Here is an 18,030-nt window from a genome sequence, read left to right as displayed (position 1 = left end):
ACGATCCGGCGAAGCCGTCCTGGCAGGGCCCCACGACGATTACCCGTACTGGCAATACGGGCCCCCAGAGGACGAACAAACGATCGGCGCCCTGCTGTACGCAGAAGCTTCATAGGGGACGAGAGCAGCGGCTAGAGTTATCCATTGGTCCCGGAAAGGAAGATCGGGACCGAGAGTGGCTGTAAGCGCCAGCATTCGATACTTGCAAAACTTTCAATACAAGTAATTCCAGTAAGGCAACTAAATACAGTGAAGAAAGTTATGCAACTAGGCCCCTATCCCCCAGCCAAGAATGGCTGCAACCCCTAGTGACCGATGGCTGCTGGAATACGACCGGCCGTGTCGCTGGACGCCGGCACATCGTTAAAGAGACCAGCCTGCGGACCCTCGCTGAGTACTTCGGGGTCCTGGAAACCATTGGTCCCGGAAAGGAAGATCGGGACCGAGAGTGGCTGTAAGCGCCAGCATTCGATACTTGCAAAACTTTCAATACAAGTAATTCCAGTAAGGCTACTAAATACAGTGAAGGAGGTTATGCAACTAGGCCCGTATCCCCCAGCCAAGAATGCAGGGCTGCAACCCCTAGGGGCACTGTCAATGGTGCAAAGCCGTCACACCGGCTATCGCATCTCTCGAAGCGGGGGAGCGATGGGCAGTAGGTGGGGTACTAAACGTGAATCGTCGCACCGGTCCACCTCGATCCCAGATGCGGGAAGAGTCTTCAAGGCTGACGGAAATTACTGCCAATACAAGTGTTTCCAGTAAACCCAGTAATCAATGTAAAAAAAGTAGCGACACTAAAGCCAGCATCCCAAGGTTAGCCAGCAGCCCCCAGTACGCTGGCAGAAACAACGCTTGGATCGAAAGGGAACCCCTTGAACCAGATCGACCGCGCGGCCCTTAGCCGCGTAATAGCAGTCATCAACGGCAAAGGTGGAGTTTTCAAGACGACGCTTACTGCCAATATCGGGGGACTGCTGGCGCAATCCGGCTACCGTGTACTCCTAGTCGACCTCGATCCCCAAGGGAATCTAGCTGAAGACCTCGGTTACACCAGCAAAGAACACAACGACGATGGTAAAGCCCTAGCAGCAGCTATCGCCTTCGATGGACCGGTAACCCCCGTTGAATCTGGACGTGAGAACCTGGACGTGCTACCTGGCGGCCCTTATCTCGATTCTGCTGCCGCAAGTCTCGCCTCACGGACGCAGAAAGACCCTGATGGAGCCCAATTGGCCCTAGCTAGGGTCTTGGCGCCGATCGCTGGTGACTACGACATGGTCATCATCGATTGCCCACCAGGAAACGAACCACTGCAATCTGCAGCAGTGGCAGCGGCCCGCTACGCATTGATTCCAGTAAAGACTGACCTTTCCAGTCTCAAAGGCATGACCGCAGTCGCCAAACGTCTGGATGGAGTGGTCAAGTTGAACCCCATGCTCGACCTGCTCGGAGTTGTCTTGGTCGGAACTGCCAAGAGTGCCAGTAAGGTTCAGCGCGTAGCGCGTGAACACGTCACGCAACTCTTCGGCGTGGACACCGTGCTATTCCCCATGACGGTTCGCCATGCCGAATCCACGGCCCAGGTCACTCGCCAAAAGGGGCTGTTGGCTCACGAAGTCGAGAAGCAAGTCAACAGTGCACCCAAATGGTTCGAAGTACTCAAGGGACAAGCTGATGCAAGCGAGGCAGGGCCCCGCTCAGCAGCCAACGTTGCAGGTGACCTTCATGCAGTCACACAAGAAGTAATCGCGAGAATCGTGGCCATTGAAAGCGAAAAGGAAGAGCAGAACGTATGAGCGATGCAATTGAATCCGATCGTAAGGTCGCCGGCCTCGCGCCGCGTAGGAGCGCATCGAAGACCGATACCGCACCTTCTGAGCCAGCCCCGCTGGGCCGGCTGCTGCGCAAGGTCCGGGATGACGAAGCCCGCGCCGGCCAGGAGCCCGAAGAGCCCATGGTGAATGTAACGATTTCTATCCCCAAATCACTGAGGACTCGCGCCCGCGCCGCATTCAAAGCAACCAGCTATCTTGAGAACGACCACTCCTGGTCGCATATGGTTTCAAAGGCGCTTGAGTCCGAAACCTCGCGTCGAGAAGCGACGCACAACGGGGGGGAAGCATATGACGGCGGCGACCAGCGGTTAGCCCCCGGTCGCAAACTCCAAGACTGAAGTTGGTAATACTTTTCTTACTTGCTTCACCAGCAATACTTGTAAATCAAGGAAAGCAGTAAAGCGCTAGTAGCTCCGGAACGAAGCCCTGCCGGCCCGATCTGGTTATGCGCTAACAATTCGGCCCCTTGCCTGATGGCAAGGGGCCGAATGTGTATAAAAAGACAAGTTCGTCTGAAGGTCAGCCTGGCGTGGCCACCCGCGTCCATCAGCAGGTGGGTGACGGCAGAGAGCCTCTCGTTCGTATCGGGAGTGGTCCTCGCTGCGCTCGGCTGTAGAAGCATTTTTCTTTTTTTGCTGCTGTCCTTATGTTGTTACCGGGCTCAGTTCCGCGGTCATTGTAGGGTCGTGGCTACCCAGGGGAGGCGGGTATGGCTTGGCTGCTGTGGACCGCACGCTTGCACGTGACGGCTCCGTAGGATTGGCCGCCCGCCACCCCGCGATGACCCGACCGCTGATTGAGAGACGCGACATGATCGCCGGATAAGGACACGACGGCGCGGTTATCTGCTGGGCTCTTCTCATCCAACAGACTGGAGGCTGTTCTTGGTGCAATTATGGGCCGGCATCGACGCCGGCAAAGCCCATCACCACTGCGTTGTGATCGATGGCGAGGGAAACAGGCTGCTCTCGCAGAAGGTTCCCAACGACGAAGCGGCGCTCATCCAACTTTTGGGCACGGTCCTGGACTTGTCGGACGGTGGTCCTTTGGTGTGGGCGATGGACTTGAATCATGGCGGACCGGCGCTGCTCATCGCGTTGCTTGTCGGTCATGGTCAGAACCTTCTCTATATTCCTGGGCGGACGGTGCACCACGCCTCGAAGATTTATAGGGGTGACGGCAAGACAGATGCCAAGGATGCCGCTGTGATCGCCGACCAGGCCCGGATGCGGACTGACCTGCAGCCTTTGCGCGCCGGTGACGAGATCAGCGTCGGGTTGCGACTCCTAACGGCCCGGCGGGCTGACAAGTCGGCGGATCGGGTGAGGTCGATTAATCGACTCAAAGCTCAGCTCCTGGAGTATTTCCCCGCGCTGGAGCGGACCTTCGATTACAGCCGATCCAAAGCCGCGCTGATGTTGCTGACCAAGTACCGGACTCCGGATGGGATCCGCCGTGCCGGCCAGGCGCGAACCCAGGCGTGGTTGAAGAAACACGGTGCTCGTTCCTCGGCAGCGGTTGCTGCGGCTGCGGTAGAAGCCGCGAAGTCCCAGCAGACCGTCGTTCCTGCCCAACGCATCGGGGAGGTGATTGTCGCAGCCCTCGCCCGCGAAGTGGCAAGTTTGAACGAGGAACTGGAAGAACTGGATGCGCTGATCAGCGAGAAGGTTACTGAACACCGGCATACCGAGGTGCTGTTGAGCATGCCCGGCTTTGGCCCTGTCCTTGCCGCCGAATTCCTTGGTGCCACCGGCGGAGATATGACGGTTTTTCAGTCTGCGGACCGGTTCGCCGGTGTTGTTGGATTGGCGCCGGCGCCGAGGGACTCCGGAAGGATCAGCGGCAACCACCATCGGCCAAGACGATACGATCGCCGGCTGCTCCGCGTCTTCTTCCTCTCCGGGCTCTCGGCGCTTAAATCCTGCCCGGCCTCACGTGCCTATTACGACCGAAAACGGGTGAAGGGAAATCTCACATCCAGGCCATGCTCTCGCTCGCCCGACGGCGGCTCAATGTCCTCTGGGCCATGCTCCGCGACGGCACTACTTACACCTTGGTATCGCTGGCACCACCACTTACAGCCTGATCTAGCCGTCTACGACCGGCGGCTTGGTAACGAGACGATTCCTGCGCCTGGCGATCATAAGCGTTGTGGGTGCTTGCTGTGGATTGGGACCGGCGGCGCTTTCGTCGTGCCCAGATCCGCTATTGTCCAAGGGGTGGCGACTGAAGATTTTGAAGCAAAGGAAAGCGAAGTGTCAGGCAGCGGCATCGGGTGGACGTTCCTGACTAACCACGCCCACGTACTGTTGACCATTGCCCGTGATCCGCAGATACGGCTACGTGACCTGGCTGCCACGGTGGGGGTCACGGAGCGTGCCGCCCAGAAGATTGCTGCTGACCTTGTCGAGGCCGGCTACATCACCAGGACACGGGCAGGCAGGCGGAACATCTATTCTGTGGTGTTCGGCCGCCCGTTCCGGCACCCTGTTGATGCCGGCCATCAGCTTGACGAACTCCTTGCTGTGCTCGTGCCTGAAAAGGGGCAGCCCGCGGAGGGCACGAAGGCCTAGAACTTGGCCGGCCGCAGGACCTCGACGTCGCTCAGAAACAGGATCATGGCGTAGTCCTCGTAGTAGTGCTCGCGAAGGTGTGCAGCAAGGCCTTCCGCTATCACGGCGTCGCAGACCACCTCGATACGGATATTGCTGTTCGCTTCCCAGCCTGCTCCGCGGACGCCCCGGCTGCCTTTCCCGCGCGCGTCGGTGATGGTGTATCCGTGGGCGTGGTGTTGCTCGATGTCGCGGACGAGGGTTGATTCGAGGACGGCCTCGGTGACGATGGTCAGGAGCTTGCGTCGGTGGCTTTCCATGGCTTTATCCCCTCGCGAAGGTATGGATCCAGATGGACAGGGCGTGGTAGAGCGGGATCCCCACCACCACGTTGAACGGGAAGGTGATCCCTAGGGATGCCGCCAGCGACAACGTGGGGTTGGCTTCCGGTACGGAAATGCGCATGGCCGCCGGCGCCGCGATGTAGGAGGCACTTGCCGCCAGTGTTGCCAGAATAGCTGTTCCGCCCACCGACAGTCCTAATGCCCAGCCCAGCCCTGCACCTATGACGGCTGAGAACAGCGGCATGATGATGGCAAAAGCCGCTAGGAACACGCCGTATTTGCGCAGGCCTCCGAGCTGCGTTGCTGTCAGCAGCCCCATTTCCAGCAGGAATAAGGCAAGGATCCCTTTGAACATGTCCACAAACAGGGGTTCGATGGAGGACAGGCCGTCGGGTCCGGCGATCCAGCCGATGAACAGGCCACCCAGGAGCAGGACAATGCCTTTTCCGAGGAAGACCTCGTGAGCGACCGTTTTCCACCTGGTCTCCTTGGAGACTCCCCGCGCCAAAACTATGCCCACGATGATGGCTGGTACTTCCAGCATCACCAGAAGCAGCGGCATGTGCTCTTCGAAGACGACCTGTCGAGTGCCCAGGTAGGCGATGGCTACGGCGAAGGTACCTACACTGACGGAGCCATAGTGGGCGGCAATGGAGGCTGCGTCGGCACGTTTGAAGCGTCCGAGGTAGCGCAGCACCGGGAAGGCCAGAAGGGAAAGGAAGAATCCCATCGCCACTACGGCCAGGATCTGGGGTAGCAGTTCGCCAAAGGGCTGCTTGGCGAGTTCCACACCGCCCTTAAGGCCAATGGCCAGCAGCAGCACGATGGTGACGAACTCATAGATTGCCGCCGGAAGGCGCAGCTCCGACCGGAGCAGCCCGGCCAGCGCCCCAAGAATGAAGAAAAGGATGATGGGGTCTACCACATTAGGACTCTCTGATTATTTCCCGACGGAGTGAACAAGAGCAGTAATGAACCCTGCCGGGTCCCCTGGACTCACTGGCCGCAGATGCAAGCTCGTGCTGCCAGCATTTCACAAATCGCCGCATACATACGCATTGCTATTCATGAAACGTAATTCGTCTATTAGGATGTCTTCGAAGGTTTGGGGGACTGTCCCGGCCTCGGCACCTGGGATGAGGTGCCGGCCACTTCAGCCTCTGCTGCTCCATGAAAGGTGAGTTGTGACCAAGGCCGAATCTGATGATCCAATCCCGCATGCAATCTATGCCGGTGAACGCGTCGCTCTGCTGACCCAACATGGGAAGGAGCGGGTGCTAGGACCCGCGCTGGAGCATGCACTTGGGTGCCGGGTTGAACATGTCACGGGTTACGACACGGACTTGCTCGGTACTTTCACACGTGACATTTCCCGCGCAGGAACACAATCGGAAACTGCCCGTAAGAAGGCATCGGTGGGCATGGAATTATCGGGCCTGTTGCTGGGTATCGCCAGCGAGGGTTCCTTTGGGCCGGATCCCTACATCGGCATGTTCCCGTGGAACATCGAACTAATCGTTTGGATGGACAACGAGCGCAATCTCGAGGTGGTGGGAATAGGCGAAGGGAAAACAAACTTCAATCACCTGCTCACCGGCGAGTGGGCGGCAGCCCAGGCGTTCGCCCGTGAAGTGCAGTTTCCTGGACACCATCTGGTCGTTCGCCCTGACGGCAAGGACGGAACGTACATCTGCAAGGGAATCGCGAGCTGGCAGGACCTGGAGCGCGCCTTTTCGAGAGCGTTGACTCGATCTTCAAACGGCTTGGTCTTAATCGAGACCGACATGCGTGCCAGCGCAAACCCAACACGCATGGAAGTAATCGGCCTCGCGGCCGAAGACCTTGCCCATAAGCTTCGCTCCTTGTGCCCAGCCTGCGGCACTCCAGGGTTCTGGCGAGTCGGCCGGGTACCGGGGCTCCAGTGCAGTGCATGCGGTACGCCGACCAGCGAGACGCGTGCTGAGACGTTTGGATGCCTCAAATGCCCTTACCACGACACCCGCGACATAGCCGATACAACGTCCGCACCCCCAAGTATTTGTGACTACTGCAACCCCTGACGTTTGCCCCTCCTTCTGCGCCGCCGCCCTACGTGTCAGGTCGGAAACCCTACAGGAGATCGCTTGATCCAGAGGGGGGATCCCCACCCGTGATTCCAAAGCCCCATTGGTGGATCACCTCATTGTGACCGGGGCCCTAACCGACCCGCAGGAATCCGTTGACAACATCATTGAGATTCCTGACGGATCATACGTGTCCGCTCCGTACCGTCAACCGGACTCCGTCCGGCTGCGGACCCGGGATTTTCGTCCGGCATGGCGAGTCCGCGTTTTTCGGGGCCGATCAGGTCGATTTTCATGACGACCGTGGTTGACCAGGTGAGGCCCTGGTTGATGCCGAGCAGGACGTTTGCCGCGACTACCCATCCCCAGTCCGGGGCCAGGATGAGCATCGCGGGGACCGGTACGGCGAAGAGCCAGCCGGTCAGGAGGACGGGTTTGCGTCCGAGGCGGTCGACGAGGATCCCGGCGGCGTAGTTGCTGGTTGCCTTGGTGATTCCGAACGCGGCGATATAGGTGAAGATGACCGTGTAACCGGTCAGGCCGAAGTCCTCGGCGGCCAGCAGGGGCAGGACGGTCTGCTGCTGGCCGGTCGCAGGACTTGGGCTGTGCTCCGTACACTCTTACCCATGGATGCACTTGACGTGGGACGGATCGTGGCTGGGCTGGTGTTGCTGGTGCTGGGTGGGGAATTCCTGGTGCGGGGGGCTTCAGCGCTGGCCCGTCGCGTGGGGATTTCCTCGCTGGTGGTCGGGCTCACCGTGGTCTCGGCAGCCACATCAGCACCGGAGCTCGCCGTGACCATCGGCGCTGTCCTGCGCGACGAACCCGGGCTCGCTGTGGGCAACGTTGTCGGCAGCAACATCGTCAACGTCCTGCTCATCCTCGGACTTTCCGCACTGGTTGTTCCGCTTGCTGTGAAGCAGCGGTTGGTGCGCTTTGACCTGCCCCTGATGGTCGCCCTGTCAGTCGGGGTGCTCCTCGTGTCCCTGGACGGGAGGATCAGTGCCGTGGATGGGTTGGTTCTCTTCTGCGTCGTGGTGGTGCACACTGTGATGACCGTCGTTATCGGCCGCCGCGACGCGAAGATCCCCACGACGCCGGACCCGGCCGGGGGTTCGCCTACCGCCGATTCAGCTACCGCCGATTCGGCCGGAGAGAAAGAGGCGGCGCCTGCGGACTCTTTCGCCAAATCGCTCCTGCTCGTGCTGCTGGGGATCGCCTTACTGGTGGCCGGTGCCACACTGCTCGTGGAAGGCGCGGTGAGCATTGCCGCCACACTGGGCGTGAGCAGTCTCGTGGTCGGTCTGACTGTAGTGGCAGTCGGGACGTCGCTGCCCGAACTGGCGACATCCATCATTGCGGTGCGCCGCGGTGAACGAGACCTGGCCGTGGGTAACGTGGTCGGCAGCAACATATTCAACATTGGGGTGGTGCTCGGACTGCCCGCCCTGATCTCTCTTGAGGGCATTCCCGTATCCGCTGCTGCGGTGGCCTTCGATATACCGGTGATGCTGGCAGCCGCGGTGGCACTGCTGCCCGTCGCGTTCACCGGCTTCGCGATCGCGCGTTGGGAGGGCATCCTGTTCGTGGGGCTGTACCTGGCCTACACCGGATATGTCGTTCTGACCGCTACCGCACACGATGCCCTGGAAGGGTTCACCGCAGCCATGGCCTGGTTCGTACTACCATTGATCGCAGCCACCCTCATCTCCTTCACAGCCTACGAAATCGGGCTCCACAAGGGCCGCCGGAACCCGGACCAGACCCGAACCTCGCCCTAGTCCGGGGTCTTCGGTTCGGGCCGGAATCGACGAGGCGGACACATTACCGGCACAGCGGCAGCGACCGTGTGGGGGCGCTCGCTCCCGGGCCCGCTCCGGTTGCTGGCCATTGCCAGCCGGAGGTGAACCGGACAAGGGGTGGCTGTCGAGGCGGTCCGTGCGTAGACTGTCGATCTGGTGAGCTAAGGAAATCTAGTCGGCATGAGCACATTCGACGAACCCGGAGACCAAGGAGCCGCCCATGTCCAGCCACGACGACCCCACCACTGGCCCGGAGGATCACAGCCACGATAGCCTCCACCGTGGCAGCTACCGCGAGGTGCTCCGTGTCGGGGAGATCCTGCGTAAAGAGACCGTCGGGGGCATACTGCTGGTCGTTGCAGCACTGGCCGCCATCGTGTGGGCGAACTCTCCTGCCGCGGATAGTTACTTCGCCTTGCGTGACTACGAGATCGGTTACGAGCCCTGGAACCTGCGGCTCAGCCTCAGCAAATGGGCGGCCGACGGGTTGCTGGCCATCTTCTTCTTCCTCGTGGGTCTGGAGCTGAAGCGGGAGTTCGTGGCCGGTGACCTGCGCCAGTTCAGCAAGGCCGTGGTCCCGGTCGCCGCAGCCGTCGGTGGGGTTGCTGTTCCGGCGCTCGTCTACGTTGCATTCAACGCTGTGAACCCGGAGACGGTCAGCGGGTGGGCTATTCCCACAGCCACCGATATCGCTTTCGCCGTGGCGGTGCTGGCCATCATCGGCTCCCACCTACCTCCCGCGTTGCGGTTGTTCCTGCTGACTCTTGCGGTGGTGGATGACCTGTTGGCTATAACAATCATCGCCGTCTTCTATACCGATGACGTAGCGCTCACGCCCTTGCTGCTCGCATTGGTCCCGCTGGCAGTCTTCGCCTTCTTCACGCATCGCTTCTCCCGGTTCTTCAGCCGGCACGCCTGGGCATTCTGGATCATCCTGCTGCCCCTGGGACTGGTGGTCTGGGTGCTGGTTCACGAGGCCGGCGTCCATGCCACCGTTGCCGGCGTTTTGCTCGGTTTCGCAGTCCCGGTGATGCGCAGCAAGGCCAGCGGCGGACCTGAGGCCGGCCCGGGTTTGGCTGAGGAATTCGAACACCGCTTCCGCCCCATCTCTGCCGGGTTCGCAGTGCCAGTGTTCGCCTTCTTTTCTGCCGGTGTGGCAGTGGGTGGCTGGGAAGGACTCACCACAGCCCTGACCGCCCCCGTCGCTGTGGGTATCATCGCCGGGCTCATCATGGGCAAACCGATCGGGATCGTCGGTGCCACCTGGCTCACCACCAAGATCACCCGCCGGCGCCTGGACCCGTCCTTCCAATGGATCGACCTGGTGGGCGTGTCCTTGCTGGCAGGGATTGGCTTCACCGTCTCCCTGCTCATCGCCGAGCTGAGTTTCGCTGCAGGCAGTGTCGACACCGACTACGCCAAGGTCGCGGTCCTCACCGGCTCTGTGGCAGCGGCTCTGCTGGCCGGAGCGTTGCTGCAGGCCCGCAACCGCCACTACCGGGCTATCGAGAATCTCGAGTCCATCGACACCGACCACGACGGCGTCCCCGACATCTACCAGAACGATGAAGCCAGGGACGGGCGCCCGTAGGAGCGGCACTCAACACCTGATCCTCGACCGGAACGATCCCTGCACTCTCGGTTCCGGACCGCCCCCAGGGTTTTCGCGATTCCCGGATTCGATAGGTCTCAGGCCGTAGAGTGCCGCGATTAAGTGTGGCTGATCGCTGGCCTCAGGGGGCTCAAGCCCGCCCTTCTCGCAGTTTTCGACCGTTCCCGGAGTTGTTGCTCCTCCGGCGCTCCGCCCGTCATTGACCGGTGTGCTTCTCCTGGGTGAGTTCTCGGGGAAGGACCCGGCACAGGACGTCGGAGAGGGTAACCACCCCGACGAAACGCCCGTGGTGCATGACGGCGGCGAGTTGCTCCCCGGCTGCCCGGATCTGGGCAAGGGCCTCGTAGACCGGTGTTCCGGCGTCGAGCGTGAACGCGGGGCGGGTCAGCTCACTAACCGGCCTTTCCAGCGATTCGAGCAGTGTGTCGCGGACGTGAACGACTCCGGGGATGCCCCCGTCCAGGTCCTCCACGAGGATGCGTAGGTGGCCCGAGCGGGCGGCGGCTTCCTGCACATGGGAGGCCGTGGCTGTGGCCGGCACCATGGTCGGCGCGCCGCCCGGTGCGATCAGCGCTTGGATAGTGAGCTTCTCGAGCTCAAGGACACCGGAGAGCTGGGTGCGGAAGGAGGCGTCGAGGGCACCGACGGACGCGGAGTGCTCAACGAGGTGTCGGATCGTGTCGACGTCCTGGCCGCCGACGACCGCACGGTCCAACGGAGTTACTCCGCTGGCTGCGACCAGCCGGTTGGCGATCTCGTTGACCCAGCTCAGCAACGGTCGCACCAACCAGATGAAGCCGCGCGCGGGCACACCGATGAGCTTGGCCGAGGTTTCCGGGTGCGCGATCGCCCAGGACTTGGGCGCCATCTCGCCCACGACTAGATGCAGGAATGTCACGAACAGCAGCGAGAGGGCGAAAGCGGCGCCGCCGGCAAACTGCTCCGGAGTCCCCCAGGACGCGAGCACGGGGCCCAGCCATGCGTCGATGGCCGGTTTGGTAACCGCGCCGAGGGCGAAAGTGGCTGCGGTGATACCCAGTTGCGCACCGGCGAGCATGATCGTCAGCTCGTTGATGCCGCGCAGCGCCGCACGGGCGGACCGGTTCGTCGCAGCTTCGGCCTCGAGCCGGTGGCGGCGGGCACCGAGCAGTGAGAACTCGATAATGACAAAGAACGCGCTCAGTACGATGAGCAGCACGGTCACGGCGGTCACGATCAGCGGATCACTCATCGATCCTCCTCGGTCTCGGCCTCGGTGCCGATCGCGGTCTCATCCGTGCAGCCTGCGCCGTCAGCGGCGGTCCGGACAAGCCGCACGAGCAGTTCGCTGGGGACGTGCCGGGAAAGTTCCAGCACTTCAACCTCGAGCACACGGTGGACAGGTCGATCCAACACCAGATCACGAGGGTCGTCGGGCAGCTCGACCCGCAGCACCTCGCCGGTGACCGGCAGTTCACCGCGGTGGGCAATGAGCAGACCCGAGATGGTCTCGTAGTCACCGGCCGGCAACTCGTAGCCGACGGCGCGTTCGACTTCGTCGACGTGGATATCACCGCTCATCCGCCAGGTGTTCTCCTGCTCGGGCGTGATGACAGCGGGCGGGTCGTCGTCATGCTCGTCAGTGAGTTCCCCGACCAGTTCCTCGGACAGGTCCTCGACCGTCAGGACACCCGCGAAGCCACCGTATTCGTCGATGATGCAGGCAAGCTCGTTGCGCGACCGCGTGAGCTTGGCCAGCGCGTCAGGCAGCGACATGAGCGTTGGCAGTACGAGCGGGGGCACCATGATGGAAGACACCGGGGCCTCCTCGGGCGCGCGGCTGCGGAGTAGGTCCGTGAGCTGGACGACTCCGAGCGGCTCCTCCGTCTCGGAGATCACCGGGTAGCGGGTGTGCTCCTGCGCCATGAGAGCGCGCAGCTGGCCCATGGTCGTGTCCGGTGTAACGGTGCCGACCTGTGAGCGCGGGATCATGGCGTGTTCGACGGTCCGGTCGGGGAAGTCGAGGATGCGGTCAATGAGCACCGACAGCTCCTCGGGCAGGTCACCGCTCTCCCGGGAGTCAGCGACAATGCGTTCAAGATCTTCGGCTGTCACGCTCGTGTCAACGTCGTGCACCGGTTCGACACGCACGGCACGCAAGAGAGCGTTAGCCGCGTGGTCGAACACCGTGATCAGCCACCCGAACAGCGCGAGATAAATCGTCGTCGACCGGGCAAGAGCGCGGGCGAGAGGTTCGGCGTTGGCGATCGCCAGGTTCTTCGGGTACAGCTCACCGAAAATCATCTGCACAACAGCGGCCACGACGAGCGCGCTCACCGTGCCCACCGATATGCTCAGCGCCGCCGGCACCCCGGCACCACCCAGCAGTACACCCAGGGACTCGCCCACCAGCGGCTCGGCGACATAGCCGATGAGCAGTCCGGTGACAGTGATGCCCAACTGTGCGCCGGAGAGCATGAACGAGGTGCGGCGCGTGACTTTCAGCGCGCGTTGCGCAGCCTTGTCGCCGGCCGCGGCGCGCGCTCCGAGGCTGGCGCGGTCCACCGACATGTAGGCGAACTCCTGCGCCACGAAATAACCGTTGGCCGCGATGATTGCAAGAATCACGATAATCCCGAGAAGGAGCGTCAATACCGCTTCGATCATCGGGTATTTTCCCCTACCCCAGGGAGGCCTGACCGGCGCCTGCGGCCGTTCTCAGATATCGCGGAAGTGGAACAACTATCGCCGGGGTCGTCGGACGACCCGTCTCTGGCGGCTGATCGACCCATGCTACTGCTCTACACTCTCCAAAAATTGACGGGTACGCTCCATGCTAAACCATTCCTACCGAGGTGATCCCGGCAGGAACGAGAGCGCGGTCCCGGCGAGACAGCTGCGGGAGCGGCCGCAACCGAATCCTGATGCGCCATGCACCAACCCGTGGGTCGTTCCTCGACGGCGCAACGACCACCGGTGTGCAGACGCTGTTCTATGTTACGAAGGGAAGCCCGACAAGGTGCCCCGTACGGCGTGCGTGGAAGGGCTACTGCCCCTGAGCCGAAATAGGACGGCTATCTTCACTGCACAACGCGTGGGAAGGACTGGAGAATGCCGATAACGGCCCAATACGTCATCCTGCCAAGGGGAACGGCAGGATGACAGCGACGTACGTGCCGCACATACTCACAGGCATACGTTAGGCCCCCGGTCACGAGCTCTATTCAGGCGTTGTCTCGTGACCGGGGGACGCGGGTAGCGATCCTAACCCACGGTGGGCCACCCCTTTCACAGCTGCCGACGGGGTGCTATTTGGACATGTCTGCCGTGGACATTGTCTTCTCGCCGATTTCGGATTCCTCGTCCCGGCCCTCTGGGTCCGCGGTGATCACCGGTTCGCCCTGGACCAGTGAGCGGTCGTCCTTGTTCTCGTCGCCGCGGGTTTTGAGCAGACTCGCGGCGGTCGCTACGACGATGGTGGCGGCGATAAAGAGCAACGAGAACCAGATGGGGATCTCGGGCACCCAGAGCAGCGGTTCCCCGCCGTTGATGAAGGGGAGCTCGTTGACGTGCAGGGCGTGGAAGACGAGTTTGACGCCGATGAAGCCGAGGATGACGGCCAATCCCTGGGCGAGGTAGACCAGACGCTCGAGCAGTCCTCCGATGAGGAAGAACAACTGGCGCAGACCCATCAGCGCGAACGCGTTGGCGGTGAAAACGATGTAGGCCTCGTTGGTCAGGCCATAAATTGCCGGGATCGAATCGACGGCGAAGATGAGGTCCACGAAACCGATCGCGATGATTGTGAGCAGCATCGGCGTGACGAAGCGCTTCCCGCCCTTCACCACGGTGAGCTTGTCCTGGTGATACTCGTTGGTGACGGGCAGGACCCGGCGCACGAGTGTCATGAACTTGCCCTCGGCCGGGTTGGACTCGTGGCTGCCGAAGGCCTGCTTGTAGGCGAGGATGAGAAGCAGGGCGCCGAAGAGGTAGAAAACCCAGGAGAAGTTCTCGATCAGGGCCGCCCCGATCGCGATAAACCCGCCGCGCAAGACCAGGGCGATGATGATGCCGATCATCAGCACCTTCTGCTGGTACTTCTTAGGAACCGCGAATCCGGCTATCACGATGAGGAAGACGAACAGATTATCGATCGACAGCGCCTTCTCGGTGAGGTACCCGGCGAAGTACTCCCCGCCGAACGTCCATCCCGACACCGTGCCGATTCCCACACCGAACAGCAGTGCCAGCCCGATATAGAACGCCGACCAGCGCGCCGATTCCGCGATGGAGGGCTCGTGGGGTTTACGCACGTGGGCGAAGAACTCGTAGACGAAGAACAGGATCGTCACAGCAATGGTGATGAGCCAGATCATAGGTGTGACCTGCATAAGGGTGGCTCCCAAGGGGGTAGGCGTTGAACGGATACGCCAAGGTCTCCTCCGCCCGGACGACACCGGAACCGACGACCCGAGATGCTTCAGTGCATCCGTAATGACGGGCCGATCACAGACGGGAGTACTCCCCTTGATGAGTAAATTCTAACCTATGCAAAACCGTCATCCTAACCGACACGATCATGCCAGGGAGCATGCCGCATCGTATGACCGTGCGATGTTATTACTACCGTCGAACCCCACGGACGGCGGAGATTAGATCAGATATTTGGGTCTTTTTGATGAGGTTGGACTGGCCTACCGTAGGTATTGGAGCCACCCGGCCCGGGCGACCGAAGCACGGAGGATCCCTGATGACAACGCATGTAGCAGAGTGCAGCGTAACCAACTGTTCGTTCAACGACCACTCTGCCTGCAATGCCGCCGCAATTACCGTCGGTGGCACACAAGACCATGCCTCCTGCTCCACCTTTATCGGCACCGGCACACACGGTGGCCTGCCCAAGGTCCTGGCCGGTGTCGGGGCATGCCAGCGAGCCGAATGCGCGTCCACAACGGTCATTTGATGTGCACGGCGGCCGAAGTCCACGTCGGACCTGGTCCGGACAACGCCGACTGCCTCACTTACGCGCAAAATTAGGCCAGAAGCTGCACGGCGAAAGAAAACTTCAGTTGGAGGATCCTGCTGCTCGCTGGCTGCCAAACATTCGGTGATACCGAAGGGACTCCGCCGTCTGACAGTGGGCTGCTGGAGTGGCGCCCCGCCCCCCCCTTGACGCATGTCTGGTGCACTGGGTCGGCTAACCACCCCTGTTCCAAGTACTGTCCGCGTGACAGCTTCACTCGGCACAGGAATAACATGATGCGTTCTGGCGTGCGCCTGTTGGCTGCGGATAAGTGCCTGTGACTATTAACTTCGAATGGCGGCTTTTCATGACTTAGTTCAGCGGTCCCAGTCGTGATCGAATTTCTACTACGCTGTGTAGAAGAAATCACCAACAGCGTAAGGAGCGGCATGGCTCGCATCACCATCGGACTCGGCGTCGTTCTCATCGCCCTCGGCGTCACCGCTTACATCATCGCCGCCTTCGCCAGCTGGACGGCGCTGATCCCGGCCGTCCTGGGAGGTGTCATACTGATCTCCGGCCTCATCGGCCTGAAGAATCAGAAGATCGGCATCCACATCGCCCTAGTTGTGGCAGTGCTCGGCGTCCTCGGCACCACGATGAACGTCCTGCAGCTCGGCGCTCTCTTCGCCGGGGAGGCTGACCGTCCTGCCGCGGTGATCACCAGCACGATCACTTTCGTCCTGCTCATCATCTATGTGGTGCTCGGCATCCGCTCATTCATCGCCGCCCGCCGCCGGAAATCAGCAGCGGCTTGACCTCCGGTTCCGCCGCAGGCGGGATCAGATCACGGGCTCTTCGCAGAGGAAAAACGCTTCACGTATCAGGGTCAAGAATCGGCTTGCGGGGCAACGATCTGATACCCCTGCAACGTTCAGTCAGCTATCCCCAGTAGACGACAACGGCAACCGGGACTGCCCCCGGTCTTGTTGGACTCCACAGTGGGTTGACCGGTTGCTACCCACCATGATTTTCGGCATCAGGGGGTGGAGTTGTTGCGGGCACCGACCACACCTCCAACGAGTGCGCAGCAAACTGAACTGCGCGGCGTTGGCCCTCAAGCCGAGTTTGGCCGTACCGGCCAGATAATTGCGTGCCATCAGGTGCTCCGGGAGTTGTCAGGGTGTGGGCACGGCAATGGGCCCGCGCATAAGCAGCGGGCCCATTGCCTGTCGGTGGAGTCGGGCTGTTAGCTGACCGAGGTTGATTGCTGGGAGGCGTTCCATGCTGCCCAGCCTGCGTAGCTGCCGTCGAGTTCGATGACGTCGTACCCGGCGCGGCGCAGGGCGCTGGCCGCGACGGAGTTCCGGACCCCGCTCTGGCAGAAGGTAACGATTGTGCCCTCGGAGGGGAGCTGGTCCTGGTGCCAGAGCACCCGGCCGGCGCTGAGTTGCTTGGAGCCCGGGATGCTGCCGGCGGCGTGTTCGGTCTTGTTCCGCACGTCGAGCAGCAGCGCTGCGCCGAAGTCCTCGAGGTCACCGGGTGCGAGTACCTTCGGTGTGGTCATCGGCAGCCCGTCCAGGGTGGGGGTGAAGCCGGTGACGTTGTCGATGCCTACCCGTACCAGGTGATCCCACATTTCCTGCGCTGCTTCCTGGTCCGGTGCCAGCAGGACCAGCGGCCGGTCATCGGTTTCCGGGTCATACGCCCAGGCACCGAAGCTGGCCATCTTCGTCCCGGCGGGGATGTTCAAGGCCCCCGTCACTGTTCCCTGGTGCACCTGACCGTTCGAGCGGGTGTCAACAAAGGTCACGCGGTCTTCCGTCAGGTCACCGGCCAGCGCTTGGTTGTCCAGTTGCGGCAGCTCACTGCGGGGCCCCATCACATCCGGGCCGAGACGGTTCTGCCGCTTCATCCGCCCGAAGTAGGCGTGAGCATCCGGCTGCCCGTCGAGAAGTTCGCGGACGAAGCCTTCCTCGTCATTGGCAGCAAGGTACGGACCCCACCATGCGTACAGGCGCTCATAGCCCACGGTCGTGGAAGGGATCGCGCCCAAGGCCTTGCCGCAGGCGCTGCCCGAACCATGGCCGGGGTAGACCTGCACGTGATCGGGCAGGGTCAGGAACTTCTCCCGCAGGCTCGCGAAGAGCTGCTTCGCGCCGACAAAACGGGTATCCAGCCCGCCGGCGGCTTCATCCAGCAGGTCAGGCCGGCCGAGATCGCCTGAGAAGACGAAGTCGCCGGAGAGGAGGTACCCGGGTTGGTCGCTGAACGCGCCGTCGGTGATCAGGAAGGCAAGGTGCTCCGGAGTGTGACCGGGCGTGTGCACGGCCTTGATCGTGATGTTGCCCGAGGTGATGGTGCTGCCGTCGTAGAGCCGCTCGGCGCCGAAGCCGTACTGCCAGTCATCTCCGCCCTCACCGGAGACATACATGTCCGCCCCGGTGGCTTCGGCCAGTTCCCGCGTCCCTGAGAGGTAATCGGCGTGGATGTGGGTTTCGGTCACCGCAACGATCTTCATCCCATTGGCGGCTGCCAGCTCCTGATACGGGGTAATGTCGCGGCGGGCATCGACCACTACGGCTTCGCCTTTAGCCTGGCAGCCGATGAAGTAGCTCGCCTGGGCCAGATCCTCGTCATAAATACGCTCAAGAAGCATGATCTTCCTTCCGATAGTCTTTCAGATACCTAGGGGGGTATCGCTCTGGGAACAACAATAATACCTAGGGGGGTATCCGCGCAAGTGCCTCCGGACTCGCCCTGAAATACCCCGGCGGGTATTATGGTGACAGTTTGATTCAACGGAAAGGAATCACAGATGTGTCGGACAACCACCTGCATGTATTGCCGCAAGACCACCTGGAGTGGCTGCGGTAA

General features: G+C 61.6%; 13 protein-coding genes and 3 pseudogenes. 9 read left to right on the top strand and 7 right to left on the bottom strand.

Annotated features, from left to right (window positions below; all coding sequences use genetic code 11):
* Positions 1–875: 875 nt before the first annotated feature.
* The 4 genes and pseudogenes from B0G38_RS13260 to B0G38_RS13245 all read left to right on the top strand — a co-directional run bounded on the left by B0G38_RS13260 (position 876) and on the right by B0G38_RS13245 (position 4,411).
* Positions 876–1,799: a ParA family protein gene (locus B0G38_RS13260; protein ID WP_205834790.1), complete on the top strand. Its 924-nt coding sequence runs from the start codon at positions 876–878 to the stop codon at positions 1,797–1,799.
* The gene (locus B0G38_RS13255; protein ID WP_074703598.1) at positions 1,796–2,176 is read left to right on the top strand and encodes a ParB family protein; all 381 of its coding nucleotides are present in this window, start codon (positions 1,796–1,798) and stop codon (positions 2,174–2,176) included. Before B0G38_RS13260 ends, B0G38_RS13255 begins: the two co-directional genes overlap by 4 nt.
* Before the next feature lie 546 nt (positions 2,177–2,722).
* A pseudogene (locus B0G38_RS13250) lies at positions 2,723–3,924 on the top strand (IS110 family RNA-guided transposase).
* The gene (locus B0G38_RS13245; protein ID WP_264669851.1) at positions 3,851–4,411 is read left to right on the top strand and encodes a helix-turn-helix transcriptional regulator; all 561 of its coding nucleotides are present in this window, start codon (positions 3,851–3,853) and stop codon (positions 4,409–4,411) included. The pseudogene B0G38_RS13250 and the gene B0G38_RS13245 overlap by 74 nt, the downstream one beginning before the upstream one ends.
* Here the strand turns inward: B0G38_RS13245 and B0G38_RS13240 are convergent.
* Both B0G38_RS13240 and B0G38_RS13235 read right to left on the bottom strand, forming a co-directional pair.
* Positions 4,408–4,710 (bottom strand): P-II family nitrogen regulator, encoded by a 303-nt coding sequence (locus B0G38_RS13240; RefSeq protein ID WP_019481131.1) that lies wholly within the window; start codon positions 4,708–4,710, stop codon positions 4,408–4,410. The two genes, B0G38_RS13245 and B0G38_RS13240, sit on opposite strands and share 4 nt — an antisense overlap.
* A 4-nt stretch (positions 4,711–4,714) precedes the next feature.
* Positions 4,715–5,659, bottom strand: coding sequence for a sodium-dependent bicarbonate transport family permease (locus B0G38_RS13235; RefSeq protein ID WP_019481130.1), 945 nt, complete (start codon positions 5,657–5,659; stop codon positions 4,715–4,717).
* Positions 5,660–5,918: 259 nt separating this feature from the next.
* Here B0G38_RS13235 and B0G38_RS13230 point away from each other — a divergent pair, with 259 nt between their 5' ends.
* Complete coding sequence (locus B0G38_RS13230; protein ID WP_019481129.1) at positions 5,919–6,794, top strand: DUF6671 family protein; 876 nt, start codon at positions 5,919–5,921, stop codon at positions 6,792–6,794.
* 254 nt (positions 6,795–7,048) lie between these two features.
* Here B0G38_RS13230 and B0G38_RS13225 read toward each other — a convergent pair.
* A pseudogene (locus tag B0G38_RS13225) lies at positions 7,049–7,366 on the bottom strand (MFS transporter); the annotation flags it as partial.
* A 57-nt stretch (positions 7,367–7,423) separates the two neighbouring features.
* Between B0G38_RS13225 and B0G38_RS13220 the strand changes: the two are divergent.
* Positions 7,424–8,578 (top strand): calcium/sodium antiporter, encoded by a 1,155-nt coding sequence (locus B0G38_RS13220; RefSeq protein WP_074703596.1) that lies wholly within the window; start codon positions 7,424–7,426, stop codon positions 8,576–8,578.
* 241 nt (positions 8,579–8,819) lie between these two features.
* Entirely contained in the window at positions 8,820–10,190 is a 1,371-nt protein-coding gene (gene nhaA, locus B0G38_RS13215; protein WP_074703595.1) for a Na+/H+ antiporter NhaA, read from the top strand.
* Between the two features lie 217 nt (positions 10,191–10,407).
* Here the strand turns inward: nhaA and B0G38_RS13210 are convergent, their stop codons facing one another.
* The 3 genes from B0G38_RS13210 to B0G38_RS13200 all read right to left on the bottom strand — a co-directional run bounded on the left by B0G38_RS13210 (position 10,408) and on the right by B0G38_RS13200 (position 14,581).
* Complete coding sequence (locus tag B0G38_RS13210; protein WP_074703594.1) at positions 10,408–11,442, bottom strand: CNNM domain-containing protein; 1,035 nt, start codon at positions 11,440–11,442, stop codon at positions 10,408–10,410.
* Positions 11,439–12,857, bottom strand: coding sequence for a hemolysin family protein (locus tag B0G38_RS13205; RefSeq protein ID WP_074703593.1), 1,419 nt, complete (start codon positions 12,855–12,857; stop codon positions 11,439–11,441). The genes B0G38_RS13210 and B0G38_RS13205 overlap by 4 nt, the downstream gene beginning before the upstream one ends.
* 641 nt (positions 12,858–13,498) lie before the next feature.
* Positions 13,499–14,581, bottom strand: a complete 1,083-nt coding sequence (locus B0G38_RS13200; RefSeq protein WP_264669850.1) for a TerC family protein — start codon at positions 14,579–14,581, stop codon at positions 13,499–13,501.
* A gap of 359 nt (positions 14,582–14,940) precedes the next feature.
* On the opposite strand from B0G38_RS13200, the pseudogene B0G38_RS13195 reads away from it, so the two are divergent.
* Both B0G38_RS13195 and B0G38_RS13190 read left to right on the top strand, forming a co-directional pair.
* Positions 14,941–15,227: pseudogene (locus B0G38_RS13195) on the top strand (DUF1540 domain-containing protein).
* A 375-nt stretch (positions 15,228–15,602) separates the two neighbouring features.
* Positions 15,603–15,971: a hypothetical protein gene (locus B0G38_RS13190; RefSeq protein WP_169997896.1), complete on the top strand. Its 369-nt coding sequence runs from the start codon at positions 15,603–15,605 to the stop codon at positions 15,969–15,971.
* Positions 15,972–16,402: 431 nt separating this feature from the next.
* Here the strand turns inward: B0G38_RS13190 and B0G38_RS13185 are convergent, their stop codons facing one another.
* The gene (locus B0G38_RS13185; protein WP_169997898.1) at positions 16,403–17,812 is read right to left on the bottom strand and encodes an MBL fold metallo-hydrolase; all 1,410 of its coding nucleotides are present in this window, start codon (positions 17,810–17,812) and stop codon (positions 16,403–16,405) included.
* Positions 17,813–18,030 lie beyond the last annotated feature (218 nt).

Source organism: Crystallibacter permensis, from assembly GCF_025960875.1.
Lineage (GTDB): Bacteria > Actinomycetota > Actinomycetes > Actinomycetales > Micrococcaceae > Crystallibacter > Crystallibacter permensis.
This window is presented reverse-complemented; position numbering and strand designations above follow the sequence as displayed.